The 23,243-nt window shown below is 63.5% G+C and carries 22 protein-coding genes and 1 pseudogene; 12 read left to right on the top strand and 11 right to left on the bottom strand.

The annotated features are described in order from the left end of the window. Window positions 1–8 precede the first annotated feature (8 nt). A complete protein-coding gene (locus B9A31_RS02620) occupies window positions 9–284 on the bottom strand; it encodes a polyhydroxyalkanoic acid system family protein (protein WP_016712430.1) in 276 nt (91 codons plus the stop codon). Between the two features lie 124 nt (window positions 285–408). Here B9A31_RS02620 and ubiE point away from each other — a divergent pair, with 124 nt between their 5' ends. The 12 genes and pseudogenes from ubiE (at window position 409) to B9A31_RS02565 (ending at window position 10,509) form a co-directional block, all read left to right on the top strand. Beyond that, complete coding sequence (ubiE, locus tag B9A31_RS02615) at window positions 409–1,179, top strand: bifunctional demethylmenaquinone methyltransferase/2-methoxy-6-polyprenyl-1,4-benzoquinol methylase UbiE (RefSeq protein WP_016712431.1); 771 nt, start codon at window positions 409–411, stop codon at window positions 1,177–1,179. Beyond that, complete coding sequence (locus tag B9A31_RS02610) at window positions 1,179–1,802, top strand: ubiquinone biosynthesis accessory factor UbiJ (RefSeq protein ID WP_019099357.1); 624 nt, start codon at window positions 1,179–1,181, stop codon at window positions 1,800–1,802. Before ubiE ends, B9A31_RS02610 begins: the two co-directional genes overlap by 1 nt. Then, window positions 1,799–3,418, top strand: coding sequence for a ubiquinone biosynthesis regulatory protein kinase UbiB (ubiB, locus tag B9A31_RS02605; RefSeq protein WP_025752338.1), 1,620 nt, complete (start codon window positions 1,799–1,801; stop codon window positions 3,416–3,418). Before B9A31_RS02610 ends, ubiB begins: the two co-directional genes overlap by 4 nt. A 72-nt stretch (window positions 3,419–3,490) precedes the next feature. Beyond that, the gene (gene hisI, locus B9A31_RS02600; protein WP_003249284.1) at window positions 3,491–3,883 is read left to right on the top strand and encodes a phosphoribosyl-AMP cyclohydrolase; all 393 of its coding nucleotides are present in this window, start codon (window positions 3,491–3,493) and stop codon (window positions 3,881–3,883) included. A gap of 1 nt (window position 3,884) precedes the next feature. Then, the gene (locus B9A31_RS02595; protein ID WP_013974545.1) at window positions 3,885–4,220 is read left to right on the top strand and encodes a phosphoribosyl-ATP diphosphatase; all 336 of its coding nucleotides are present in this window, start codon (window positions 3,885–3,887) and stop codon (window positions 4,218–4,220) included. Window positions 4,221–4,245: 25 nt separating this feature from the next. Next, on the top strand, window positions 4,246–4,533 hold the full coding sequence (locus B9A31_RS02590; protein WP_016712434.1) for a twin-arginine translocase TatA/TatE family subunit: 288 nt from the start codon (window positions 4,246–4,248) through the stop codon (window positions 4,531–4,533). Window positions 4,534–4,536: 3 nt separating this feature from the next. Beyond that, window positions 4,537–4,914: a Sec-independent protein translocase protein TatB gene (gene tatB, locus B9A31_RS02585; RefSeq protein ID WP_016712435.1), complete on the top strand. Its 378-nt coding sequence runs from the start codon at window positions 4,537–4,539 to the stop codon at window positions 4,912–4,914. Then, on the top strand, window positions 4,911–5,699 hold the full coding sequence (gene tatC / locus B9A31_RS02580; RefSeq protein ID WP_016712436.1) for a twin-arginine translocase subunit TatC: 789 nt from the start codon (window positions 4,911–4,913) through the stop codon (window positions 5,697–5,699). The genes tatB and tatC overlap by 4 nt, the downstream gene beginning before the upstream one ends. Continuing rightward, window positions 5,696–6,403, top strand: coding sequence for a 16S rRNA (uracil(1498)-N(3))-methyltransferase (locus tag B9A31_RS02575; RefSeq protein ID WP_019098458.1), 708 nt, complete (start codon window positions 5,696–5,698; stop codon window positions 6,401–6,403). The genes tatC and B9A31_RS02575 overlap by 4 nt, the downstream gene beginning before the upstream one ends. Window positions 6,404–6,449: 46 nt before the next feature. After that, window positions 6,450–7,565: pseudogene (locus tag B9A31_RS27650) on the top strand (methyl-accepting chemotaxis protein); the annotation flags it as partial. Beyond that, on the top strand, window positions 7,548–8,420 hold the full coding sequence (locus tag B9A31_RS27645; RefSeq protein ID WP_371058789.1) for a methyl-accepting chemotaxis protein: 873 nt from the start codon (window positions 7,548–7,550) through the stop codon (window positions 8,418–8,420). The pseudogene B9A31_RS27650 and the gene B9A31_RS27645, both read left to right, overlap by 18 nt. 148 nt (window positions 8,421–8,568) lie before the next feature. After that, on the top strand, window positions 8,569–10,509 hold the full coding sequence (locus tag B9A31_RS02565; RefSeq protein ID WP_084296632.1) for a methyl-accepting chemotaxis protein: 1,941 nt from the start codon (window positions 8,569–8,571) through the stop codon (window positions 10,507–10,509). A 107-nt stretch (window positions 10,510–10,616) separates the two neighbouring features. On the opposite strand, the gene B9A31_RS02560 is transcribed toward B9A31_RS02565, so the two are convergent. The 10 genes from B9A31_RS02560 to B9A31_RS02515 form a co-directional block, all read right to left on the bottom strand. Then, window positions 10,617–11,351, bottom strand: coding sequence for an amino acid ABC transporter ATP-binding protein (locus B9A31_RS02560; RefSeq protein ID WP_025752329.1), 735 nt, complete (start codon window positions 11,349–11,351; stop codon window positions 10,617–10,619). Next, window positions 11,344–12,306, bottom strand: a complete 963-nt coding sequence (locus B9A31_RS02555) for an amino acid ABC transporter permease (RefSeq protein WP_016712441.1) — start codon at window positions 12,304–12,306, stop codon at window positions 11,344–11,346. The genes B9A31_RS02560 and B9A31_RS02555 overlap by 8 nt, the downstream gene beginning before the upstream one ends. 79 nt (window positions 12,307–12,385) lie before the next feature. After that, entirely contained in the window at window positions 12,386–13,183 is a 798-nt protein-coding gene (locus B9A31_RS02550) for a transporter substrate-binding domain-containing protein (RefSeq protein WP_025752328.1), read from the bottom strand. A gap of 251 nt (window positions 13,184–13,434) precedes the next feature. Then, window positions 13,435–16,008, bottom strand: a complete 2,574-nt coding sequence (mdoH, locus tag B9A31_RS02545; protein ID WP_025752326.1) for a glucans biosynthesis glucosyltransferase MdoH — start codon at window positions 16,006–16,008, stop codon at window positions 13,435–13,437. Beyond that, on the bottom strand, window positions 16,001–17,740 hold the full coding sequence (locus B9A31_RS02540) for a glucan biosynthesis protein G (protein ID WP_201296075.1): 1,740 nt from the start codon (window positions 17,738–17,740) through the stop codon (window positions 16,001–16,003). Before B9A31_RS02540 ends, mdoH begins: the two co-directional genes overlap by 8 nt. Before the next feature lie 263 nt (window positions 17,741–18,003). After that, the gene (gene dtd / locus B9A31_RS02535; RefSeq protein ID WP_019098637.1) at window positions 18,004–18,441 is read right to left on the bottom strand and encodes a D-aminoacyl-tRNA deacylase; all 438 of its coding nucleotides are present in this window, start codon (window positions 18,439–18,441) and stop codon (window positions 18,004–18,006) included. After that, complete coding sequence (gene pip / locus B9A31_RS02530; protein ID WP_016712445.1) at window positions 18,438–19,409, bottom strand: prolyl aminopeptidase; 972 nt, start codon at window positions 19,407–19,409, stop codon at window positions 18,438–18,440. Before pip ends, dtd begins: the two co-directional genes overlap by 4 nt. 250 nt (window positions 19,410–19,659) lie before the next feature. After that, complete coding sequence (hutG, locus tag B9A31_RS02525) at window positions 19,660–20,463, bottom strand: N-formylglutamate deformylase (protein ID WP_019098638.1); 804 nt, start codon at window positions 20,461–20,463, stop codon at window positions 19,660–19,662. Between the two features lie 10 nt (window positions 20,464–20,473). Then, window positions 20,474–21,679, bottom strand: coding sequence for an imidazolonepropionase (hutI, locus tag B9A31_RS02520; RefSeq protein ID WP_025752319.1), 1,206 nt, complete (start codon window positions 21,677–21,679; stop codon window positions 20,474–20,476). 15 nt (window positions 21,680–21,694) lie between these two features. Beyond that, window positions 21,695–23,098: an amino acid permease gene (locus tag B9A31_RS02515; protein WP_019098305.1), complete on the bottom strand. Its 1,404-nt coding sequence runs from the start codon at window positions 23,096–23,098 to the stop codon at window positions 21,695–21,697. Between the last annotated feature and the right edge of the window lie 145 nt (window positions 23,099–23,243).

The raw sequence follows: 23,243 nt of genomic DNA, 5'->3' as shown, positions 1-23,243 counted from the left end.
AGCGGGCGTCAGGCCAGTGCCTTGTCCAGCGCCCGCTCTATTTCACCTTTGATGGTGCCGCTCATCATCGACAGCATCATGCCCAGCTTCAGCTCCACACGGATGCTGTCCTCGCCAATGTGCACGCTACCGTTGGCGCCGCTGCGCGCCACATCGACCCGGTCACCGTTCCAGGTGGCCTTGAGGTCGTATTCGCGGCTGAGCTTGTCGACCAGGGCTTCGGCCTTGGCGCGGGCGGCATCGCGGCCGAGGGAGTGTTTGCGTTCGACGCTGATCTGGGTCATGCGGGTGTTCCTGAAGATGTAGACATAATCGGCATTATGCCCGCCCCTGCCCACTGGCACACCCCGCCAAGACAAATCCGCCCGTTCGCCCTAGAATGGCGGTAATTTTTTCCGGTGAAGCGATATGAACGACCAGCGCAAAGGCGAACACGCCGAACCCACCACCCATTTCGGCTACCAGGACGTCCCTGAAAGCCAGAAGGCGAAGAAAGTCGCCGAAGTGTTCCACTCGGTGGCCGCCAAGTACGACCTGATGAACGACGTGCTGTCCGGCGGCATGCACCGCCTGTGGAAGCGCTTTACCATCGAGCTGTCGGGCGTGCGCAGCGGCAACCGCGTGCTGGATATCGCCGGTGGTACCGGCGACCTGGCCGCCAAGTTCTCGCGCCTTGTAGGTCCGACCGGCCAGGTGGTGTTGGCCGACATCAACGATTCGATGCTCAAGGTCGGCCGTGACCGCCTGCTCGACCGTGGCGTGGCCGGCAACATCGAGTTCGTCCAGGCCGACGCTGAAAAGCTGCCGTTCCCGGACAACCACTTCGATTGCGTGACCATCGCCTTCGGCCTGCGCAATGTCACCCACAAGGACGAAGCCATCCGTTCGATGCTGCGCGTGCTCAAACCCGGCGGCCGCCTGTTGATCCTGGAGTTCTCCAAGCCGACCAACAAGCTGATGTCCAAGGCCTACGACGCCTACTCGTTCGCCTTCATGCCACTGGCCGGCAAGCTGATCACCAACGACTCGGAAAGCTACCGTTACCTGGCCGAATCGATCCGCATGCACCCGGACCAGGAAACCCTGAAGAGCATGATGGTCGAGGCCGGTTTCGACCGCGTCACCTACCACAACATGACCAGCGGCATCGTTGCCGTACACCGGGGGATCAAGCCCTGATGCTGCTGGCCGGGCTGCTCGCCAGCGTCGAACATGGCCTGAACCGCATCCTGCGCATGGACAGCACGGCCCTGCCGCGCCTGGCCTCGCTGGATGGCAAGGTCATCGAGATCGACTGCCGCCAACCGGCCCTGCAGGTCTTCATCCTGCCCGATGGAGAAGGCCTGATGCTGGCCGCGCACTGGCAGGGCGAAGTCGACTGTAGCCTGCGCGCCCCGGCTGGCAGCCTGGCGCAACTGGCCCTGGCCAAAGACAAGACCGCCGTGCTGCACAGCCCGCAGGTGGAGCTGCATGGCGACAGCGCCGTACTGCTGGACCTGTTCGGCGTGCTGCAAGACCTTGAGCTGGACTGGGAGCACGAGCTGCAACGCTGGCTTGGCCCGGTCGCCACGGCCATGCTGGCAGGCCATATCCGCCTGCGTGCACGCTGGACCCGCCAGGGCCTGGCGCGCTTCAGCCAGAACCTGTCCGAGTACCTGGCTGAAGAGTCCCGCACCCTGGTGGGCAAACGCGAAGCCGAAGCCGCCTTCAGCGAACTCGATGCCCTGAAGCTCGACACAGAACGCCTCGAGGCGCGCCTCAAGCGCCTCTCCCGATCCCTTGATACCAGCGATAACGCATGAAGCTGCTCGCCGTCCGCCGTCTTTTTCGCATCCAGCGTGTGGTGATCCGCTACCGTCTCGATGACCTGCTGTTCGACCTGCCGCTGCCCTGGTGGCTGATGAGCCTGCGCCTGCTGATGCCGTGGCGCTGGCTGCCACGCAAGCCGTCCGAGCTGAGCCGTGGGGCGCGCCTGCGCCTGGCACTGCAGGACCTGGGGCCGATCTTCATCAAGTTCGGCCAGTTGCTGTCCACCCGTCGCGACCTGCTGCCCAACGACATCGCCGATGAGCTGATGCTGTTGCAGGACCGTGTACCGCCGTTCGACCCCAAGCAGGCCGTGGCCTTGATCGAGGCACAGCTGGGCGCCCCGGTGGCGCAGCTGTTCAGCCGCTTCGACGTGGAGCCTCTGGCCTCGGCCTCGGTGGCCCAGGTACATGCTGCACGTCTCAAGACCGGCGAAGAAGTGGTGGTCAAGGTCGTGCGCCCGGGCCTGAAGCCGGTCATTGCCCAGGACCTGGCCTGGCTGTTCCTGATCGCCAAGGCCGCCGAACGCGCCTCGGCCGATGCCCGCCGCCTGCACCCGGTGGAAATCGTCGGCGACTACGAAAAAACCATTTACGACGAGCTCGACCTGCTGCGCGAAGCGGCCAACGCCAGCCAGCTGCGGCGCAACTTCGAAGGCTCCGAGCTGATGTACGTGCCCCAGGTGTACTGGGACCTGTGCCGCCCCAAGGTGCTGGTGATGGAGCGCATCTACGGCGTGCCGGTGACCGACATGGCCACCCTGGCCGACCAGCGCACCGACATGAAACTGCTGGCCGAGCGTGGCGTGGAAGTGTTCTTCACCCAGGTGTTCCGCGACAGCTTTTTCCATGCCGACATGCACCCCGGCAACATTTTCGTCAGCACCGTAAAACCGTGGAGCCCGCAGTACATCGCTATCGACTGCGGCATTGTCGGCAGCCTCACCGCCGAGGACCAGGACTACCTGGCGCGCAACCTGATTGCCTTCTTCAAACGTGACTACCGCCGTGTCGCCCAGCTGCATATCGACTCGGGCTGGGTACCGGCACACACCAAGGTCAACGAATTCGAAGCGGCGATCCGCACCGTGTGCGAACCGATCTTCGAAAAACCGTTAAAGGATATTTCCTTCGGTCAGGTGCTGATGCGCCTGTTCCAGACCGCGCGGCGCTTCAACATGGAAGTGCAGCCGCAGTTGGTGCTGCTGCAAAAGACCCTGCTCAACATCGAAGGCCTGGGCCGCCAGCTGTACCCCGACCTGGACCTGTGGAGCACCGCCAAGCCGTACCTGGAACGCTGGATGCGCGACCGCTACAGCCCCAAGGCGATGTTCGGCAACATCCACAGCCAGGTCGAGCAACTGCCACACCTGGCCGACATGGCCCGCGACCTGCTAGAACGCCTGTCACAGCCGCACCTGCACGACCCGCAACTGCCGGAACGGCGCCGCCAGGGCGACCGCTGGGCACTGCGCCTGCTGGGCGCCGGCCTGCTCGGTGGTGGTGCGGTGCTGGCCGCTGGCGCCGCCGAAACCGCCAGCCTGGCCGCCCCGGCTGCGTGGCCGGCCTGGCTGATGCTGGCCGCAGGCCTTTACCTGATCGTACGCCAATAGCCAGCCGCGCCCGTGGCTGGCACACTAGCGCAAAGGGCCCGGTACAGGAGCGGGCCCGTTTTGGAGTCGACGATGAAAGACTGGCTGGACGAGATCAAGTGGAACAGCGATGGCCTGGTACCGGCAATCGCCCAGGACCACAAGACCGGACGCGTGCTGATGATGGCCTGGATGAACCGCGAATCGCTGGCACTTACCGCCGCCGAGCAACGCGCCATCTACTGGTCGCGTTCGCGTGGCAAGCTGTGGCGCAAGGGTGAGGAATCCGGGCATGTGCAAAAGCTGCATGAGCTGCGCCTGGACTGCGACGCCGACGTGATCATCCTGATGGTCGAGCAACTGGGTCATATCGCCTGCCATACCGGCCGTGAAAGCTGCTTCTACCGTGTGTACGAAGACGGCCAGTGGAAAATCGTCGACCCGGTCCTGAAGGACCCGGATGCCATCTACAGCGCAGGACACTGACATGAGCGACACCCTCAACCGCCTGGCCGAAGTGCTTGAAGAACGCAAGCAAGCAGCGCCTGACAGCTCCTACGTGGCCAGCCTGTACCACAAGGGCCTGAACAAGATCCTCGAAAAGCTCGGCGAAGAATCGGTCGAGACCATCATCGCGGCCAAAGATGCTGCCGTGAGCAAGGATTACAGCGATGTCATCTACGAAACCGCCGACCTGTGGTTTCATAGCCTGGTGATGCTCAGCGCGCTGGGACAGCATCCACAAGCCGTGCTCGATGAGCTGGAGCGCCGTTTCGGGCTGTCCGGGCACGATGAAAAGGCCGCGCGACAGCCTTCGGCTTGAGCACAACGCATTCTAGGAGAGCACCATGGGTATTTTTGACTGGAAACACTGGATCGTCCTGCTGGTCGTCGTGGTCCTGGTGTTCGGCACCAAAAAGCTGAAAAACTTCGGCAGCGACCTGGGCGAGTCGATCAAGGGCTTCCGCAAAGCCATGAACGACGAAGAGAACAAGCCGGCCGAGCAAACCCCGCCGCCTGCCCAACCGGTGCCACCGGTGCAGGCGCCTCACCAGCAGAGCACCGCGCAGCCGCAGCAAGGCCACACCATCGAAGGCCAGGCCCAGCCGGTCCAAGAGCCACAGCGGAAAGACTGACCCATGTTCGGCATCAGTTTCAGCGAGCTGCTGCTCGTCGGCCTGGTCGCTCTGCTGGTGCTCGGCCCCGAGCGCCTGCCGGGTGCCGCGCGCACGGCAGGCCTGTGGATCGGCCGGCTCAAGCGCAGCTTCAACAGCATCAAGATGGAAGTGGAGCGCGAAATCGGCGCCGACGACATCCGCCGCCAGCTGCACAACGAGCACATCCTGCAGATGGAAGAGGAAGCCAAGCGCATCCTCAACCCGCTGACGCCACCTGCACAGCCGCCGGTGACCACGGCCAGCGTGCAGCCACCTGCCGGGCTGGAAGCCAGGCCGGTCGAGCCGCCTGCCGCCCCGGCCACGCCTTCTGAACCGCCTCAACCGCCGCGAGCCCCATGAGCGAGATCCCGGAACACGACCAGCCGATGCCGCTGGTTTCGCACCTGACCGAACTGCGCACCCGCCTGCTGCGGTGCGTTGCCGTCATTTTCCTGATCTTTGCCGGGCTGTTCTCCTTCGCCCAGCAGATCTACACACTGGTCTCGGCGCCGCTGCGCGAGCACTTGCCGGCCAATGCGACGATGATCGCCACCGACGTGGCCTCGCCGTTCCTCACGCCGTTCAAGCTGACCATGATCGTGTCGCTGTTCCTGGCGATCCCGTTCATCCTGCAGCAGATCTGGGGCTTTATCGCACCCGGGCTGTACCGCCATGAAAAGCGCATCGCCATTCCGTTGCTGGTGTCGAGCATCTTCCTGTTCTATGCCGGCATGGCGTTCGCCTATTTCCTGGTGTTCCCGCTGATCTTCGGCTTCTTCGCCAGCGCCACGCCGGAAGGTGTGTCGATGATGACCGACATCGCCAGCTACCTCGACTTCGTGATGACGCTGTTCTTCGCCTTTGGCGTGGCCTTCGAAATCCCGGTAGCGGTGGTGCTGCTGGTGTGGATCGGCGTGGTCGACGTGAAGTACCTGAAGAAGATCCGCCCCTACGTGATCATCGGCTGCTTCGTGGTCGGCATGGTGCTCACCCCGCCGGATATCTTCTCCCAGACCCTGCTGGCCGTGCCCATGTGGCTGCTGTTCGAGGTGGGTGTGCTGTGCGGCAGCATGATCCGCAAACGCAGCGCCCATGACGAAACTGCCGACGACCATAACGACCAGCCACCTGCGACCCAACCGTGAACCTGTTGCTTCTTGAAGAGGCCGACTTCGTTTCGGCCGACCGCGTCGTTCTCGCTGACCGGCGCTTCACCCACATGCAGGATATCCACCGCGTGGCGGTGGGCGACAACCTGCGCGTGGGCCGTATCGGCGGCCTGATGGGCAAGGCCACGGTGCTGCGGCTGGAAAAGCACGAAGCCGAGCTGGAAGTTGCGTTTGACCAACCGCCGCCGGCCAAGCTGCCGCTGACCCTGGTGCTGGCGGTGCCGCGGCCGAAAATGCTACGTCGGCTGTTCCAGACCGTGGCCACCCTGGGCGTGCCACGCCTGATCCTGGTGAACAGCTACAAGGTCGAGAAAAGCTTCTGGCAAACGCCCTTCCTTCAGCCCGAAAGCATTCGCGAAAACCTGATCCTTGGCCTGGAACAGGCGCGCGACACCGTGCTGCCCGAAGTCATCATTGAAAAACGCTTCAAGCCCTTCGTCGAAGACCGCCTGCCCGCCATCGCTGCTGGCACCCTGGGCCTGGTCGGCCACCCTGGCCCCTACCCCGCCTGCCCCCGTGCCGTGGAGCAAGCCGTTACCCTGGCCATCGGCCCCGAAGGCGGCTGGATCCCCTACGAGGTCGACCTGCTGGGCAAGGCCGGGCTGGCGCCGGTGCAGCTGGGTGAGCGCATCTTGCGGGTCGAGACTGCGGTAACAGCGCTGCTTTCGCGTATTTTCTGACGCAAACGCCGTTTTTTAGCCCATCAAGTTTCCCTCTCCCAGGCCGATGCCTTGGCAATACAACAACTATTTGTACTGCCAAGTCGCCAGGGAGTCGTACATGTATCAATGGTTAGCCCAATCGCTGGGCAATGTGAGCGTCAATCGCAAACTTGGGCTGGGCTTCGGCCTGGTGCTGCTGTTGACCCTGGCTATTACCCTGACCGGCTGGCACGGCATGGACAGCATCATCGACCGTGGCGACAAGCTGGGGAACATCTCGGTCATCCAGCAGTACACCCAGGAACTGCGCATTGCTCGCCAGCACTACGAGCGCCGGCGTGACGATGCCTCAGTGGCCGAGCTTGAAAAGGCCTTGGCCAACCTCGACCGCCAGGTACAGCTGATGCTCGGGCTGATCGAGCACCCCGCCGATCGCCAACGCCTGGAGCAGCAGCGCGAAGCCGTGCGCACCTACCAGCAGGCATTCAACGAGCTGAAGCAGGCCGGCCAGCGCCGCGAAGCCAGCCGTGACTTGCTCGGCGACAGCGCCGACAAGGCAGCGGAACTGATCGGCCGCGTGCAGCGAGGGCTGCAGCAAGGTGGCGATATCAACCAGTACCAGCATGCGGTGGATGTGAGCGCCCTGCTGCAGCAGGCACGTTTTCAGGTGCGCGGCTACACCTACAGCGGCAACGCCGACTTCCAGCAAACGGCGTTGAAGGCCATCGACCAGGCGCTGGCCGAACTGCGTGCACTGCCGTCCAAGGTGCCTGCCGAACATGCCGCCAGCCTGGACGATGCCGCCACAGCCATGGCTGGCTACCGCGATGCAGTCATCCAGTTCGGCAATGCCCAGACCGCCAGCGAGCAAGCCCTGCAACGCATGGCCGAACAAGGCACGGTACTGCTGCAGACCAGCCAGGCGATGACCACGTCTCAAACCGAGGTGCGCGACGCCGCTGCAGCCCAGGCCAAAACCCTGCTCGCGCTCGCCACCGTGCTGGCCCTCGCCTTCGGCCTGGTGGCCGCCTGGGCCATTACTCGGCAGATCATCATCCCGCTGCGCCAGACCCTGCGCGCCGCCGAACGTGTGGCCAATGGCGACCTGACCCAGAGCCTGCCCGTACAGCGCCGCGACGAACTGGGCCAGTTGCAGGCCAGCATGCAGCGCATGACCCAAGGCCTGCGCGAGTTGATCGGCGGCATTGGCGACGGCGTAACGCAGATCGCCAGCGCCGCCGAACAGCTCTCTGCCGTCACCGAGCAAACCAGCGCCGGGGTCAACAACCAGAAGGTCGAGACGGATCAAGTGGCGACCGCCATGAACCAGATGACCGCCACTGTGCATGAAGTGGCGCGCAACGCCGAGCAGGCCTCGGAAGCCGCCCTGATGGCCGACCAGCAAGCCCGCGAAGGTGACCGGGTGGTGGGCGAGGCCGTGGCGCAGATCGAGCGCCTGGCGGGCGAAGTGGTCAATTCCAGCGAAGCGATGAACCAGCTCAAGGCCGAGAGTGACAAGATCGGCAGTGTGCTCGACGTGATCAAGTCGGTGGCCCAGCAAACCAACCTGTTGGCCCTGAACGCGGCAATCGAAGCCGCCCGTGCCGGCGAGGCCGGGCGTGGCTTTGCCGTGGTGGCCGACGAAGTGCGCAGCCTGGCCCAGCGCACCCAGCAGTCGACCGAAGAGATCGAAGAACTGATTGCCGGCCTGCAAAGTGGCACCCAACGGGTGGCCACTGTGATGGACAACAGCCGCCAGCTGACCGACAGCAGCGTCGAGCTGACCCGCCGCGCCGGCAGTTCGCTGGAAACCATCACCCGTACCGTGTCGTCGATCCAGGCGATGAACCAGCAGATTGCCACGGCTGCTGAAGAACAGACGGCCGTGGCCGAAGAGATCAACCGCAGCGTGATGAATGTGCGGGACATTTCCGACCAGACCTCAGCAGCCAGTGAAGAGACGGCCAGCTCCAGCGTGGAGCTGGCGCGGCTGGGCACCCACCTGCAGGGGTTGGTGGGGCGGTTCAGGCTCTAAACGAGGACCGGAAGAGCCTTCCTACATACCGCGGCGAAATTTCCTACCTGATTATCAGGTCAAGTCCTACAGCTCCGCAGCCGATTGGCAGAGGTGTAATGCCGGCAATACGCCTGCATGCCCTCCCCCAATCGCACGGAGACTTCCCATGCTCGGCTACCTCAACCGCAAGCTCGGCAACCTCAATGTCGCCGCCAAGCTGGCCCTCGGCTTCGCCGTGGTCCTGCTGCTCACCCTGGCCACCACCATCAGCGGCTGGCGTGCACTTGATGGCGCCATCAACCGCTCGCAACAGCTCAGTGAAATTGGCCAGATCAACGATCTGGTCAAAGACCTGCGTGCCGAGCGCATCACCTTCCGCGTACTCAGCGACGACACCAGCAAGGCACGTATCCAGCAGGCCATCGAGCAACTGGAGCGCATGCTGAGCATGTTGCAGCAACGCAGCAACGTTGACGAATCCCGTCAGTTGCTCACACAAAAACTGCAATTGCTGCAACAGCTGCGTGAAGACTTCACCGAGCTGCAAAGCACCGTCGCCAGCCGCACGGCACTGCGCCAGGCCATGCAAGCGCAAGCGCTCAAACTGGACGATGTCATCGACGACTTGCAGACCCAAGCCTTGCTGACGATGTCTGAGAGTCAACAAGGCAGCGCGCTGGGCCTGATGGAAAGCCTCGGTCGCCATGTCGAAGGCGCCAACCAGCAAAGCCTTGTACCGGCCTACACCTTCTCGCCCGTCGAGGCGTTCGCCAAGGTCGGCGACGAGGCACTGGACGCCGCCGACAAGAGCCTTGAGCAACTGCTAAAGGCGTTGGCCCCACTGAGCTTGCCACGATCACTGACCGAGCAGCCCGGCGTCGAGTTGGCCAAGTACCGGGCCAGCCTGGATCAGTACCGCCGCGCAGCGGTGCGCGCCGAGCAGCTGCAGGGCAGCATGGAAAAAATGGGCGACGAACTGGGCGTGGCGAGTGTCGAACTGGCCGGGCGCAAAGTTGAACAACGGGACAGCGAAGCCCTGGCTGCCCGCTCGCTGCTGACCAGCGTGGCATTGCTGGCCATGGTGCTTGGGGTGATAGCCGCCTGGCTGATTACCCTGCAGATCACCCAGCCACTACGTCAGACACTGGCCGTGGCCGTGCGCATCGCCAAGGGTGACCTGAGCCAGGTTGACACCGTGCAACGCCGCGACGAAATGGGCCAGCTGCAAACCAGCATGCGCGAAATGACCTTGAGCCTGCGCGAGCTGATCGGGGGCATCGACCAGGGTGTCGGCCAGCTGTCACAGGCCGCCACACAGCTGGCGACCAGCAGCGAGGACACCAAGCTGCGCATCAACCAGCAGCGTGAGGAAACCGACCAGGTAGCCACTGCCATGAACCAGATGAGTGCCACCGTGCAGGAAGTGGCACAGAACGCCGAGCAGGCCTCGCTCGCCGCGACCAACGCCGACCAGCAGGCGCAACTGGGCGACCAGGTGGTAGCCGAAGCCATCGGCCGTATCGAGCAACTGGCCGGGCAAATGGACCATTGCCTGACGGCCATGCAGCACCTGGCGGGCGAAAGCCAGCGGATTGGCAGCATCCTCGATGTGATCAAGTCGGTGTCCGAACAGACCAACCTGCTGGCCCTGAACGCGGCGATCGAAGCGGCACGGGCCGGTGAAGCCGGGCGTGGCTTTGCCGTGGTGGCCGACGAGGTACGCGGCCTGGCCCAACGCACCTCGACAGCGACCGAGGAGATTGGCCAACTGATCGACAGCCTACACAACGGCACTGACGAAGTGACCCGCTTGCTGGACAGCAGCAAGAACCTGACCGAGCAGAGCGTGGAACTGAGCCGCCGCGTCGGGGATGCACTGAGCCAGATCACCGACACGGTGTCGAGCATTCAGGGCATGAACCAGCAGATCGCCACGGCCAGCGAGGAACAGAGCGTGGTGGCCGAGCAGATCAACCGAAGCGTCATCAGCGTGCGGGATGCGTCAGATCAGACCAGTGCGGCCAGTGAGCAGACGGCGGCTTCGAGTGGGGAGTTGGAGCAACTGGGGCAGCAGTTGAGGGGGATGGTCGGGCGATTCAGCATTTGAGACCGGGTCACCCTCTTCGCGGGACAAGCCCCACAAGTCAATCACCAGCCTTGAGGGCGGTGCAGCACTTGTGGGAGCGGGGTTGTCCCGCGAAAGGGCCGGTGCGGTTACAGCACCTGGCGCAGGAAGGCCTGGGCCCTTGGGTCTTTCGGCGCCGCAAAGAAGGCGGCCGGGGCCGAGTCTTCCAGCAGCTTGCCATGGTCGAAGAACAGCACCCGGTCCGCCACTTCGCGGGCGAAGCCCATTTCGTGGGTGACGCAGACCATGGTCATGCCTTCCTGGGCCAGGGTCTTCATTACGTCCAGCACTTCGCCGACCATTTCCGGGTCGAGCGCCGAGGTGGGCTCGTCGAACAGCATCACTTTCGGGTCCATCGCCAAGGCGCGGGCAATCGCTACCCGCTGCTGCTGGCCACCGGACAGGCGCGACGGGAATTCGTTGGCCTTCTGCGCAATACCCACTTTTTCCAGCAGCGCACGGGCCTTGGCTTCACGCTCGGCCTTGTTGCGCTTGCGCACCACCTTCTGCGCCAGGCACAGGTTTTCCAGCACGGTCATGTGCGGGAACAGGTTGAAGTGCTGGAACACCATGCCCACTTCGCGGCGGTAGGCGTTGATGTCGGTCTTGGGGTCGGCCAGTTGCAGGCCGTCGATGGCCACATGGCCTTCGTCGAAATGCTCCAGGCCGTTCAGGCAGCGCAGGAAGGTCGACTTGCCCGAGCCCGATGGGCCGAGCACCACCACCACTTCGCCTTTGGCGACCTGGGTGGTGACGTTATCCACCGCCCGTACCACCTGGCCACGGGTGTCGAAGACTTTCAGCAGGTCACGGACTTCAATCACTTTGCGCAAGCCTCCGCTCGAGCCGGCTGGCAATGTGCGACAGCGGCAGGTTGATCAGCAGGTACAGACCTGCCACGCAGAACCAGATCTCGAACGTCGAGAACGAGGTGGTGATGGCCTCACGGCCGCTCTTGGTCAGTTCGGTAATGGCAATTACCGACACCAGCGAGGTGTCCTTGACCAGGCTGATGAACTGGCCGGCCAGCGGCGGCAGCACGCGTTTGAACGCCTGCGGCAAGATGACATGACGCATCGACTGGCCGGCGTTCAGGCCCAGCGAGCGGGCCGCTTCGTTCTGGCCCTTGGCAATGGACTGCACACCGGCACGGACGATTTCGGCCACATAGGCGCCAGTGAACAGCGCCAGCGCTGCCACCCCGGCAAACTCGCGGGAGAGGTTGAGCACGGTGCCGATGAAGAAGTAGAAGATGAAGATCTGTACCAACAGCGGCGTGCCGCGCACCAGTTCGACATAAACGGTCGACAGGTCGCGCAGGGTCGGGTTGTTCGACAACCGGCACAGGCCGGCGAACAGGCCGATCACCAGCCCCAGTGCCCCGGACACCACCGAAATCCACAAGGTGGTCCACAGGCCCCAGGCCAGCGGGCCCGCTGCCCAATGGCGGGTTACGCCTATCGCGTCGCCTTCGGCAACATCGTCGCCACGGCTCAGTTGCAGGCTGTCCTTGGCGACATCGAGTACTTGTTCCGCGCCGCTTTCATCCTTCAGCGTGACGCGCGCGTTATCGCCAGAGACGACGATGTCCTGCACGGTACCGTAATTGGCTGCGCGCTGCGTTTCCTCGGCCTTGTAGGCGAAGTACTGCGGTACGCGGTTCCAGCGCCACTCGTAGGAAATCATCGAGGTGGCCATGTACAGGCTGAACGCCAGGCCCACCAGAACCAGGGCCGTCAGCCCATGCCAGGGCCACTGGGCTTTCTTGTGTTTGATCACGTGGGGTACTTCCGTAAATGCGAACGCGCAGGGTTTGCCTGCGCGTCGGGGTCATAAAGCCGGGCTTGTGGCCTGGGCCTTATTCCATTTCCTTCAGCCAGTCCTTGTTCTTGAACCACTTGTCGTGAATACGATCGTAGGTCCCGTCATGCTTGATCTGGTGCAGGAAGTTGTTGATGAAGTTGATGCTGTCGTAGTCGCCTTTCTTCAGGCCGAAGGCCAGCGGCTCGTAGGTGAAGGGTTCTTCGAGGAACAGCAGCTTGCCAGCGCCGGCTTTTTCTACGGCCACCACGTTATACGGCGCATCATAGACAAAGGCGTCAGCCTTGCCGTTGACGACGTCCATCACCGCTTCCTGCTCGTTGTCGTAGCCGTGGTACTTGGCTTTGCCGATCAGCTTCTTGGAAACCATCTCGCCGGTGGTGCCGAGCTTGGAGGTAAGGCGGTACTTCTCGTTGTTCAGGTCCTTGTACGACTTGATCTCGCCAGCCAGTTCCTTGCGGATCAGCAGGGTCTGACCAACCACGATGAAGGGTTCGCTGAAGTTCAGACGCAGGTTGCGTTCCTGGGTCAGGGTCATGCCGCTGCCGATCATGTCGAACTTGTCGGTCAGCAGGGCCGGGATGATGCCGTCGTAGGCGGTGGATACGGCCTCGAACTTGACGCCCATGGACTTGGCCATGGCTTTGAGGATATCGACTTCGAAGCCGATGATTTCGCCACGCTTGTTGGTCATCTGGAACGGCATGTAGGTCGGGTCCATGCCCACCCGCAGGGTGCCGCGCTTGACTGCATCATCGATGGCGCCGGCCTGGGCCGCTGTCACGGCGACCAGGGCGGTAACACCGACCAGCAGTCGCGAAAGGTATTTCTTGATCATCACCAAGTCCCCTAGCAAGAAAAGTAGCGAATCTTATTGTGTTGGCACGGCCGTACTGGCCGAGGCGTCGTATCGGAATGGGATGCTAACGCATGGCGGCTCGGGGACCTAGAGCCGGGGGGGACTTTGTTGGCCAAAATCGGATTGTGGCCGAAGAATCGAGCGCCGCTTGCGCGGCGCATCGCGAGCTACGCTCGCTCCTACGGGTGTTCATCGTAGAAGCGAGCGTAGCTCGCGATTGCAATCGATCAGGCGCCGACGAGTGCCGGTTGGCCTTCACTCTCCGGGTGCAGCGGCAACAGCGGCGAGTGCGGGTCGTTCTTGATCGACGCACGCCACACATCGATCCACGCCGTATTGTGCTCGGCCCACACCTGCTCGTGCAGGCGGGTGAGCGCCACCGGGTCGCTGAGCAGGGCCAGGCGGGTATTGAGGTCCAGCCCTTTCGGCCCGACTTCCATCGCCTTGGCCACGCGCTCGGCACGCAGCGCTTCGATCGGCGCCGCCTGGCCATGACGGGCAGTGGCCATGGCGCAGGCCAGGGCGTTCTGCCGAGGGTCGACCACGGCCCGCACGAAGCCGTCGTGCAGGGCATGCCAGCGGTTCTCGTGGGTGTACCGGTCGGTGGCCAGCAACTCTTGCGGGGTAGCGTATTCCTCGGGGATGAGGAACAGCTTCTCGTCCTTGGCCGCCAGGCCCAGGCGCGTACGGCTGGAAATCACCGAAACCGGGATCGACAGCACCAACGAGCCAACGATAGGCGCCAGCCACCACAGGAAGCTCGGGTTCAGCCACGCCACCAGCCCAGCCCAGGCGATACCCAACAGGGTTTGCGGACCATGGCGGCGCACAGCCTCGCCCCACGGGGTGGAGTCGTCGTCACGTTGCGGCGAATTCCAGGTCGCGGCCCAGCCGAGGAACGCCGCCAGCACGAAGCGGGTGTGGAAGATCATACGTACCGGAGCCAACAGCATGGAGAACAGCATCTCCATCAGCATCGACAAGGTGACCTTGACCCGCCCGCCGAACTCGACGGCACCTTTGGCCCAGATCAGGATGACACTGAGCAGCTTGGGCAGGAACAGCAGCACGATGGTGGTGGAGAACAGCGCCACGGCCTTCTCCGGGTGCCACTGCGGCCACAGCGGGTACAGCTGGTACGGCTCGATGAAGTACTGAGGCTCCATCAGCGTGTTGGTCGCCAGCAGCGCGGTCGACAGCACCAGGAACAGGAACCACAGCGGCGCCGACAGGTACGACATCACCCCGGTGAGGAACACCGCACGGTGCACCGGGTGCATGCCCTTGACCAGGAACAGGCGGAAGTTCATCAAGTTGCCGTGGCACCAGCGACGGTCACGCTTGAGCTCGTCCAGCAGGTTTGGCGGCAGCTCTTCATAGCTGCCCGGCAGGTCGTAGGCGATCCACACGCCCCAGCCGGCACGGCGCATCAGCGCGGCTTCGACGAAGTCGTGAGAAAGGATCGCACCGGCGAACGCGCCCTTGCCCGGCAACGGCGCCAGGGCGCAGTGCTCGATGAACGGCTTCATGCGGATGATCGCGTTATGGCCCCAGTAGTGCGACTCGCCCAGCTGCCAGAAGTGCAGACCGGCGGTGAACAGCGGGCCGTATACGCGGGTGGCGAACTGCTGCATGCGCGCATACAGGGTATCCATGCCCGAGGCTTTCGGCCCGGTCTGGATGATGCCGGCGTCCGGGTTGGCCTCCATCAGGCGCACCAGGCTGCTCAGGCACTCGCCGCTCATGACGCTGTCGGCGTCCAGCACGACCATGTACTTGTACTCGCCGCCCCAGCGACGGCAGAAGTCGTCAAGGTTGCCGCTCTTGCGCTTCACCCGGCGCCGACGGCGGCGGTAGAAGATGCGGCCAAAGCCCTTGGTTTCACGGCACACGTCCAGCCAGGCCTGTTGTTCGGCCACGGCGATATCGGTGTCGTTGGTGTCGCTGAGCACGAAGAAGTCGAAACGGTCGAGGTTGCCGCTGGCAGCCACCGACTCGAACGTTGCACGCAGGCCAGCGAACACGCGCGGCACGTCTTCGTTGCAGATCGGCATCACCAGCGCGGTACGCGCCTCGGGGGCAATCGGCTCGTTGCCGGCGCTGCTGCCCGAAATCTTGTACTTGTCACGCCCGGTGAGCAGCTCGAGGAAGCCCATCAGCGCAGTCCAGAAGCCCGCCGACACCCAGCAGAACAGGATGCCAAAGAGGATCAGAATGGAGGTTTGCAAGGCATACGGCCAAACCTGCACCACCGTATCCCACAGCGACTGGTTGAGGATTTCGTCGAGGTCGACGAACGACCAGCCCTGGTACGGCAGGATGCCCTTCATGTACCAGCCGGCGACGATGGTCTGGCCGATCATCAGGGCCAGCAGGATGTAGCGGCGGATCGAGCCGACCGTACGCCAGCGCGCCGGCGGCAGCTCGCGCTTGGGTGGCTGCGGGGCATTGGTGCGGCCGGTCATGCGCCGCCACATGCGGATCAGCACGTTGGTGCGCCAAGGCTCTGGCACCACTTTGGTGCGCTTGATCGGCGGGGCGATTTTCAGACACAGGCGACCGCTGCCGTCGACGCCGAGCATTTCGGCGTCCTCCAGCTCGGCGGCGCTGCCCACGGTCAGGCGCGGGCCCACCGAGGCCTGCACGGCCTCGGCAGCGTCGGCGGCCGGTTTGGCAGCCAAACGTTGGTGCAGCTCACTGAACGACGTGCAACTGGCGAGTTCCGCCCGTTGCTCGTCACTCAGTGGTAGGTGAGCCAGGTACTCGCCAAGCGATACTGGCCTTGCGCTTGAGTTACTCATCGGCAGGCAACTGATAGCTCCAGGTCTCGGTCAGCACCTTCTCGGTGGTGGCCGGGGCCCCGTTGGTGGGCGCCGCATCGGCGGCAGGTTGTTCGGCCTTGGCCGTTTGCTCAGCCTTGACGGCTTTCTCGGCCTTGGCATGCTTGGCTGCGGCCTTGTCCTGCTTGGCGTCCTGCGCAGGCTTGGCGGGTTCGACCGGCACATCGCGCACCAGCGCGGCACGCATTTCGGTCGATTTGTTGGCTTCCTTGACCTTCAAACGCAGGGTCAGGCGCCAGCCCTTGGTCTCAGGGTTATAGCGCAGATTGTTCTCGACCACCTCGGCGTTGTCACCCACGCTGATCTGGCTGCGGACGGCGGTGTCTTCCGGCAGGGCGGCCAGGGCCGGGCCGGCGAAGTCGACCAGGAAGGCCACGCTGCCGTCTGGCTGGCGAATCAGGTTGGACTGCTTCACGTCACCGGTGGAGCGCAGGGTCTGCTTGACCGAGCCCAACTCAGGCGCCTGGAACTTCGCCTCGTTGATGGTCCAGTGCAGGCGGTAGGCGTACTCGAACGGCTTGCCCGGCTCCGGCAGCTTTTCCGGGCTCCAGAAGGCAACGATGTTGTCGTTGGTCTCGTCGGCAGTCGGGATTTCGACCAGGTCGACGGTACCTTTACCCCAGTCACCTTTCGGCTCGATCCAGGCGCTTGGGCGCTTCTGGTAGTTGTCGTCGAGGTCTTCGTAGTCGCTGAAGGCGCGCTGACGCTGCATCAGGCCGAAACCACGCGGGTTCTCGACGCTGAAGTTGCTCACGGCCAGGTGTTTCGGGTTGTTCAGCGGGCGCCAGATCCACTCGCCGTTACCGGCATGGATCGACAGGCCTTCAGAGTCGTGCAGGGCCGGGCGGTAGTTGAGCACCTTGGACGGCTGGTTGGGGCCGAACAGGTACATGCTGGTCAGCGGGGCGATACCCAGGCGGCTGACCTGATCACGCAGGAAGACCTGGGACTGTACGTCGACCACGGTATCGTTGCCCGGGCGCAGGGTCAGCTTGTAGGCACCGGTGGAGCGCGGCGAATCCAGCAGTGCGTAGATCACCAGGTGCTTGTCGGCCGGTTTGGGTTTTTCGACCCAGAACTCGGTGAAGCGCGGGAATTCCTCGCCCGACGGCAGCGCGGTGTCGATGGCCAGGCCACGGGCCGACAGGCCGTACACGTGGCCCTTGCCGACCACGCGGAAATAGCTGGCGCCAAGCAGGGTCATGATCTCGTCCTGCTTGTCGGCCTTGTTGATCGGGTACAGCACGCGGAAACCGGCGTAACCCAGGTTTTTGGTGGTTTCCGGGTCGTGTGGCACGTCACCGAACTCGAAGCGGCTCGGGTCGTACTTGATTTCCTCGACCTTGGTGGCGGTGACCTCGTTGATTTTCACCGGGGTATCGAAGTGCATGCCCTGGTGATAGAACGACAGCTTGAACGGGGTCTTGTCCTTGGCCCACTCGGCCTTTTCCTGCAGGAAATGAATTTTCTGATAGTCCGCAAACTTCATGTCGCGGAATACGGCCGGCAGGTTGCTTTTGGGTGCTTCGTACTTCTGGCCGGCCAGATCCTTTGCCTTGGCTGCAACATCGTCAAGATTGAATGCCCACAGCTGGCCCGCGCTCATCAGGCCTACCAGTGCCACACTGGCCATCAAAGCCTTGCGCAGCCCGGTTCCGGGGATTCTTGATGCTTTTTGGGGACTAACAATCACGAGCAACCCTCGCCGAAAACAGATCATGAAACCAACGGCCAGCGACAAATGCCGGGTTGGCGAGCACTGTTCGGACCCCGTGAGGGCGTAATGATTCCCCAAACGGATCCAGACAATGCTCGAGTCAGAGTGAAACGAACCTGCGAACGCAGGTCCATGCAGCGCGCGATTATCCAGCAGGTCGCGTGACAACGCATCAGGCTGGAACAACTATTTATCGTACAAAACCCCTTGTTTTCCTATAAACAAAGGGTTTTTTGAGCTCACATTTGTAACATAAATGTTACGGGGCCATCATTGACCAGGTGCACCTGCATATCCGCACCGAAGCGGCCACTGGCCACGTCGGTATGCTGCGCGTTTGCCTGCTGCAAAAGATAGTCGAACAACTCGGCGCCGAGGGCCGGTGGCGCTGCCGTCGAGAAGCTCGGGCGCATGCCGTTGCGGGTGTCCGCCGCCAAGGTGAACTGCGACACCAGCAACAAACCGCCACCGACATCCTTGAGCGACAGGTTCATCTTGCCCTGCTCGTCGCTGAACACACGGTAGTTCAACAGCTTGTGCAACAGCTTATCGGCCTGTTCACGGGAATCTTCAGGCTCGACGGCCACCAGCACCAGCAAACCCTGGTCGATGGCGCCGACCACCTCCCCTGCTACCTCAACCCGCGCACCACGCACGCGCTGGAGCAGGCCCCTCATGCTTCTTCCAGAGGCAGGTCGAGCAGGCGCCGGGCCATCTGGTCGGCCGCACGCACCAAGGCATCGGTAATACCCGGCTCGGAAGCCGCGTGGCCAGCGTCGCGGATGACTTTCAGCTCGCTGTTGGGCCAGGCCTGGTGCAGTGCCCAGGCGTTGTCCAGCGGGCAGATCACGTCATAGCGGCCGTGCACGATAACCGCCGGTAGGTGGGCGATTTTCGGCAGGTCGCGGATCAGCTGGTCCGGCTCGAGGAACGCATTGTTCATGAAGTAGTGGCATTCGATGCGGGCGATCGACAGCGCACGTTGCGGCTCGGAGAAGCGATCGACCACCAGCGGGTTGGGGCGCAGGGTGGCAGTGCGGCCTTCCCAGGTGGACCAGGCCTTGGCGGCGTGCATCTGGGCAATCTGGTCATTGCCGGTCAGGCGCTTGTGGAAGGCCTTGACCAGGTCGCCGCGCTCATCCGGCGGAATTGGCGCGATGTAGTCCTGCCAGTAGTCCGGGAACATTCGGCTGGCACCTTCCTGGTAGAACCACTCGATCTCCTGCGGCCGGCACAGGAAGATGCCGCGCAGGATCAAGCCATGCACGCGCTCGGGGTGGGTCTGGGCATAGGCCAGGGCCAGGGTGGAGCCCCAGGAACCGCCGAACAGCACCCACTTGTCGATACCCAGGTGCTCACGAATGCGCTCCAGATCCTCGACCAGGTGCCAGGTGGTGTTGTTCTCCAGGCTGGCGTGTGGCGTGGAGCGGCCACAGCCGCGCTGGTCGAAGGTGATGATGCGGTACAGCGTGGGGTCGAAGTAGCAACGGCTCTGGGCGTCGCAACCGGCGCCCGGGCCACCGTGGATGAACACCACCGGCAGACCTTCTGGCGAGCCGCTTTCGTCGACATACAGCACATGCGGCGCTTCCACGGCCAGATCGTGCCGGGCGTAGGGTTTGATCTGCGGGTACAGGGTCTGCATTGCGCACTCCGTGTGAGGATTATTCGGCCGTGGGCCATCATAAACCTGAATTGCACTTTCAGCACCGTCCTCGCTGATACGGCCAACCTTGCGGACACATATATCTACCCCCAGCCGGCCAAGCGGCCCAGCCTTGTTCGACAACCCTTTACCGCTTGAAACGATTTTGCGCGTGCGCACATATTGCGCAGGTAGCCAACGACTGAACACCCATGAAGCGGGGCGAAGCCAATGGCGTCGCCCCTTCCACTCAACGCTTGTAACGCTCCTCGCCCCAAGCCAGCAGCGCCTGCAGAAGCTGCTTCAGTACGTCTTGTGTAGGCCTCGCCAAGTCTTCCCGGTAGGCAAACGGCTCGGTTTCGTCCATGTACGTGCTTTGTGCCAGCTCCAGTTGCACAGCATGAATATGGTTGGCCGGGTCACCGTAATGCCGGGTGATGTGCCCGCCTTTGAAGCGGCCATTAAGCACCTGGCTATAACCTTGCGCCTTGGCGCACACGCCTTGCAGCCGCTCAGCCAATGCCGGATCACAACTGGCGCCGTTGAAAGTGCCCAGGTTGAAGTCCGGCAGCTTGCCGTCGAACAAGTGCGGGATCAGCGAGCGAATGGAATGGGCATCCCACAGCAGGGCGTAACCAAACTGCTCGCGCAACCGGTCCAGTTCGCTGCGGATCGTGCCGTGGTAGGGACGCCAGATCTGCTCCAGATAACCTTTGCGTTCTTCACCTGAGGGCGCCAGCCCATCCTTGAACAGCGGCTCGCCATCGAACAACGTGGCCGGATACAGGCCAGTGGTAGCGCCGGCATACAACGGCTTGTCGTCATCCGGGCGGTTGAGGTCGATGACGAAGCGCGAGTACTCCGCCGCGACCACGCTGGCCCCCATGTCACGGGCAAAGGCGTACAACCGGGGGATGTGCCAGTCGGTGTCCGGCAAGCTGCGCGCCTCATCGACCAGGCCGTCGCGCACCGCGTTGCTCAAGCCCAGGCCGGCGTGCGGCATGCTGATCAGCAGCGGCAGGTGGCCTTGGTGAAAACTCAGTACCTTGTCCATCGTGCCTCGCTCAATTGGAGATTTCGTTGCCCTTGCGCACCACGCGCTTGGGCAGGTCGCCGCCCAGCCAGTAGGCCAGGTCGGCAGGGCGTTCGATTTGCCAGGCGACGAAGTCGGCCACCTTGCCCACTTCCAGCGAGCCGTGGCTGTCGCCCAGGCCCAGTGCCGTGGCGGCATGTACCGTAACGCCAGCTAACGCTTCTTCCGGGGTCATGCGGAAACAGGTGCAGCCCATGTTCAGCATCAGCCGCAGCGACAACCCAGGTGACGTGCCGGGGTTGAGGTCGCTGGCCAAGGCAATTTTCACCCCGTGGCGACGCAGTGCATCCATGGGCGGCAACTGGGTTTCACGCAGGAAGTAGAAGGCGCCCGGCAGCAGCACAGCAACAGTGCCGGCTGCGGCCATGGCGATGGCGTCTTCCTCGGTCATGAACTCCAGATGATCCGCCGACAGCGCCTGGTAACGCGCTGCCAGGCTGGAGCCGTGCAGCGACGACAACTGTTCGGCGTGCAGCTTGACCGGCAGGCCCAGCTCACGCGCCTTGATGAAGAGCCGCTCGACCTGGGCCGGGGAAAACGCCAGGTGTTCGCAGAAGGCATCCACTGCGTCCACCAGGCCCTCGGCAGCCAAGGCTGGCAGCATCTCGTCGCAGATATGCGCGATATAGTCGTCGGGCCGGCCGGCGTACTCCGGTGGCAGGGCGTGCGCGGCCAGGCAGGTGGCCCGCACCGCCAGCGGCAGTTCGTCCGCCAGGCGCCGGGCCACGCGCAGCATCTTGCGTTCGTTGGCCAGGTCCAGGCCGTAGCCAGACTTGACCTCGATCGTGGTCACGCCATCGCGCATCAGCGCCTGAACCCGCTGACGAGCACTGGCGAACAGTTCGTCCTCGCTGGCCGCGCGGGTGGCCCGCACGGTGCTGGCGATACCACCGCCCTGGGCAGCAATTTCGGCATAGCTCACGCCCTGCAGGCGCTGCTCGAACTCACCGCTACGGTTGCCACCGAACACCGCGTGGGTGTGGCAGTCGATCAGCCCCGGGGTGACCCAGGCGCCGCCCAGGTCCACCGTGCGGTCAGCGTCGACCGGCGCCAGCTCGGCGCGTGGGCCGATCCACTCGATCAGCCCGGCACGGGTGACGATGGCCGCGTCCTCGATGGCCGAATAACGGCCCTCGGCCATGGTAGCCACATGGCAATGCTGCCAGAGGGTTCTCATGCACAATCTCCTTTACTAACGGTGCAGCTCTACGGGTTCTGCTGCCGGCCTGCCCTGCCCTGCACGCGGCTTGCACCACAGCAGGTAGGACGCCACCAGGAACACCACCCAGACCACGCCGACGATCAGTGCCGCCTGGGTGTCCGGGAAGTAGCCGAGCACACCAAAGATGAACACCATGAACGCAATGGCCATGGCCGGGCCGTAGGGCCAGAACGGTACCGGGAACTTGAGTTGGGCCACTTCCTCACGGCTCATGCTGCGGCGCATGGCCACCTGGGTGAGCAGGATCATCAGCCACACCCATACAGTGGCGAAGGTGGCAATGGAAGCGATGAGCAGGAACACGTTCTCCGGGATCAGGTAGTTGAGCAGCACGCCAATCAGCAGTGCAGCGCCCATCACCACCACGGTCATCCACGGCACGCCATGCTTCGACAGTTTGCCGAAGCTGCGTGGCGCATGGCCTTGGTGGGCCAGGCCGTACATCATGCGGCCGGCGCCGAAGATGTCGCTGTTGATGGCCGAGATGGCGGCAGAAATCACCACGATGTTCAGCACAGCGGCGGCAGAGCCAATGCCCAGGTTGCTGAAGATCTGCACGAACGGGCTGCCCTGGCTGCCGATCTGCGGCCATGGGTACAGGCACATCAGCACGAACAGGGTGAGTACGTAGAACAGCAGGATGCGCAGCGGCACGGCGTTGATCGCCTTGGGGATGACGCGCTGCGGATCTTTGGCCTCACCGGCGGTGACGCCAATGATCTCGATGCCGCCGAAGGCGAACATCACCACGGCAAAGGACGCGATCAACCCACCCACGCCGTTAGGCATGAAGCCGCCGTGGTCGAACAGGTTGCTGACGCCGACGGCATGCCCGGTACCCACCTGGCTGAAGCCGAAGGCCATGATGCCGAGGCCGGCCAGGATCATCGCCACGATAGCGCCGACCTTGAGCAGCGACAGCCAGAACTCCATTTCGCCGAACACCTTGACGTTGCACAGGTTGAGGCCGCCGATCAGGAAGACGATGCCAAGCACCCAGATCCAGCGGGCCACTTCCGGGAACCAGAAGCCCATGTAGATACCGAAGGCGGTGACGTCGGCGATGGCGACGATGACCATTTCGAAGGCGTAGGTCCAGCCGAGGATGAAGCCGGCCATGGGGCCGAGGTAGGTGCTGGCGTAGTGGCCGAAGGAGCCGGCCACCGGGTTATGCACGGCCATTTCGCCGAGGGCGCGCATGACCATGAACACGGCAGCGCCGCCGATCAGGTAGGCCAGCAGCACGGCCGGGCCGGCCATCTGGATGGCCGAGGCAGAGCCGTAGAACAGCCCGGTGCCGATGGCGGAACCGAGGGCCATGAAACGGATGTGGCGGGCACTTAGCCCGCGCTTGAGACCTGGAGCTTGTTGCATGTCACGTCCTTAAATTGTTTTTGTGGTCGTGAGATCAGGGGGCCGCCATGCAACCCAATCGCGAGCAAGCTCGCTCCTACAAGGGAACGCGTTGCCTTTATAGGAGCGAGCTTGCTCGCGATGGGCCGCAACGCGGCCCTAGGGG

This window comes from Pseudomonas sp. URIL14HWK12:I5, from assembly GCF_900176445.1.
Taxonomy (GTDB): Bacteria; Pseudomonadota; Gammaproteobacteria; order Pseudomonadales; family Pseudomonadaceae; genus Aquipseudomonas; species Aquipseudomonas monteilii.
This window is presented reverse-complemented; position numbering and strand designations above follow the sequence as displayed.

What these genes read in the sequence shown, in the direction of transcription:
- B9A31_RS02620 (WP_016712430.1), bottom strand. Translation starts at nt 284, where the DNA reads ATGACCCAGATCAGCGTCGAACGCAAACACTCCCTCGGCCGCGATGCC.
- ubiE (WP_016712431.1), top strand. Translation starts at nt 409, where the DNA reads ATGAACGACCAGCGCAAAGGCGAACACGCCGAACCCACCACCCATTTC.
- B9A31_RS02610 (WP_019099357.1), top strand. Translation starts at nt 1,179, where the DNA reads ATGCTGCTGGCCGGGCTGCTCGCCAGCGTCGAACATGGCCTGAACCGC.
- ubiB (WP_025752338.1), top strand. Translation starts at nt 1,799, where the DNA reads ATGAAGCTGCTCGCCGTCCGCCGTCTTTTTCGCATCCAGCGTGTGGTG.
- hisI (WP_003249284.1), top strand. Translation starts at nt 3,491, where the DNA reads ATGAAAGACTGGCTGGACGAGATCAAGTGGAACAGCGATGGCCTGGTA.
- B9A31_RS02595 (WP_013974545.1), top strand. Translation starts at nt 3,885, where the DNA reads ATGAGCGACACCCTCAACCGCCTGGCCGAAGTGCTTGAAGAACGCAAG.
- B9A31_RS02590 (WP_016712434.1), top strand. Translation starts at nt 4,246, where the DNA reads ATGGGTATTTTTGACTGGAAACACTGGATCGTCCTGCTGGTCGTCGTG.
- tatB (WP_016712435.1), top strand. Translation starts at nt 4,537, where the DNA reads ATGTTCGGCATCAGTTTCAGCGAGCTGCTGCTCGTCGGCCTGGTCGCT.
- tatC (WP_016712436.1), top strand. Translation starts at nt 4,911, where the DNA reads ATGAGCGAGATCCCGGAACACGACCAGCCGATGCCGCTGGTTTCGCAC.
- B9A31_RS27645 (WP_371058789.1), top strand. Translation starts at nt 7,548, where the DNA reads ATGCAGCGCATGACCCAAGGCCTGCGCGAGTTGATCGGCGGCATTGGC.
- B9A31_RS02565 (WP_084296632.1), top strand. Translation starts at nt 8,569, where the DNA reads ATGCTCGGCTACCTCAACCGCAAGCTCGGCAACCTCAATGTCGCCGCC.
- mdoH (WP_025752326.1), bottom strand. Translation starts at nt 16,008, where the DNA reads ATGAGTAACTCAAGCGCAAGGCCAGTATCGCTTGGCGAGTACCTGGCT.
- dtd (WP_019098637.1), bottom strand. Translation starts at nt 18,441, where the DNA reads ATGAGGGGCCTGCTCCAGCGCGTGCGTGGTGCGCGGGTTGAGGTAGCA.
- pip (WP_016712445.1), bottom strand. Translation starts at nt 19,409, where the DNA reads ATGCAGACCCTGTACCCGCAGATCAAACCCTACGCCCGGCACGATCTG.
- hutG (WP_019098638.1), bottom strand. Translation starts at nt 20,463, where the DNA reads ATGGACAAGGTACTGAGTTTTCACCAAGGCCACCTGCCGCTGCTGATC.
- hutI (WP_025752319.1), bottom strand. Translation starts at nt 21,679, where the DNA reads ATGAGAACCCTCTGGCAGCATTGCCATGTGGCTACCATGGCCGAGGGC.
- B9A31_RS02515 (WP_019098305.1), bottom strand. Translation starts at nt 23,098, where the DNA reads ATGCAACAAGCTCCAGGTCTCAAGCGCGGGCTAAGTGCCCGCCACATC.